Origin of the sequence: Gordonia tangerina (assembly GCF_021556435.1) — a bacterium.
Classification (GTDB): domain Bacteria; phylum Actinomycetota; class Actinomycetes; order Mycobacteriales; family Mycobacteriaceae; genus Gordonia; species Gordonia tangerina.
Genome location: NZ_JAKGCU010000060.1, coordinates 1 through 1,612, shown reverse-complemented (window position 1 = coordinate 1,612; position 1,612 = coordinate 1). Strand labels below are relative to the sequence as shown.

1 protein-coding gene is annotated in these 1,612 nt (G+C 63.5%); it reads right to left on the bottom strand.

Annotated features, from left to right (window positions below):
• Positions 1-71 precede the first annotated feature (71 nt).
• Positions 72-1,319 carry an IS110 family RNA-guided transposase gene (locus L1892_RS24535; protein ID WP_235726354.1) on the bottom strand — a complete coding sequence of 416 codons (1,248 nt, stop codon included), beginning with the start codon at positions 1,317-1,319 and terminating at the stop codon, positions 72-74.
• Positions 1,320-1,612: the final 293 nt, after the last annotated feature.

The following is a 1,612-nucleotide window of genomic DNA, read 5'->3' as shown; positions in this document are numbered from 1 at the left end:
TCTGTAAGGAAGGTTAGGTGAGGTGGCGTCGCTGACTGGCGTCGTGGGCGCTGGGTCGGGACGGTTTCGGGTCAGGACGCTTTCTCGAGGTGGACCTGGTAGCCGAGTTGTTTGAGTTGGTGGACCGCGCGGCGTGTGGCTTGTTGGGCGTGGGCATGTTGGTAGTGGTTTTCGCCGAGGTCGTGGTAGTCGGTGTGGGTGGTGAGCATGTGCCAGACGGCGACGAGGATTTCGCGTTCGGTGGCGACGAGGGCGCGACTGAAGCCGCGGCGTGATCGCAGGCGTCGGTAGCGGGCGGCAATGTGGGTGTGGGCGTTGCTGCGGGCGATCGACATTGATGCGATACCCAGAGCGCCCTTGAGGTAGCAGTCTCCCGGCCTGGTTTTAGCGTTGGTTTTGCGGGCTGCGGATTGGTGCTGTCCGGGTGCCACGCCGGCCCACGACGCGAGGTGATCGGCGGTGGGGAACACGCTCATGTCGCCGCCGGTTTCGGCGATGATGATATCGGCGACCACGGTGGAGACCCCGGGAATGGTGCATAGCAGGTCACGGGCTAGGCGAAAAGGGGCGATCGCCTCCTCGATTCGGTCGTCGAGGGTGGTGATCGTGGCGGCCAGTTCATCGATGCGTTGCAGGTGCAGCCCGATCATGAACGCGTCGTGATCGCTGAACCGGCCGGTCAGCGCATCGACGAGCTGCTCGTGTTTGCGATACATCTGTGGCACGGCCAGGTTGGCCAGTACGAGAGGATCGCGTTCCCCGGCGACCAGGGCGTCAAGCATGCGTCGCGCGGAGACACCGTCGAGGTCGGACACGACCACCGACAGTTTGATACCCGGTGATTCCAGCCGCTTTTCCAGTCGGGTCATCTCCCGGACCCGTTCGCGGGCCACGATGGTGCGGGTGCGTGTCAGATCACGTAGTTCCCGAATCGGCGGGGGCGGCACGAACGAGGCGCGCACCAAGCCGTGCGCGGCCAGATCGGCCAGCCAAGTCGCGTCGTTGACGTCGGTCTTGCGGCCGGGCACGTTTTTGACCGCACGCGCGTTGGCCAGGATCAGCTCGACCCCTTCGCTGGTGAGTTCTTCGAGGAGGAAATAGTAGGGTTTCCAGTAGTCGCTTGTGGCCTCCATCACGATGCAGGTCACCCGCTCGGCCACCAGATACTGGCGTAACTGCAGGATCTCGCGGGTCATCGACCCGCAATCGATCACTTCGTTGGTCGTTTTGCGGCTACCTGAGCCCTGGACCCGCACACACACTTTCGCCGATTTCTTACCGATGTCGATGCCCGCGCATCGCGCATGGAGCACTTCCATGATGTTCTCCCGTTGTTCGCGACCGGGCCGGTCTGACCCGCAGAAGGCGTGCGTCACGGGAGAGCGACAAACTCAACGAAGTCTGTAAGGCGTGCTCTACGGCGACAATCCGCGGTTCCCGCGGCAGGCTCTCCGACCCAAGCTCGATAACAGGCTCGCCACGTGGGCAGGCGCTAGAGATCAACGGGTTCACAACGTGACACACCCACCAGTATCGCCCGTCCACCCGACTCAACCACGGCAAACCTTCGCATCTCCGCGTCACCGGCGAAGCCGGCCCCATAGCTCGATAC

What these genes read in the sequence shown, in the direction of transcription:
- L1892_RS24535 (WP_235726354.1), bottom strand. Translation starts at nt 1,319, where the DNA reads ATGGAAGTGCTCCATGCGCGATGCGCGGGCATCGACATCGGTAAGAAA.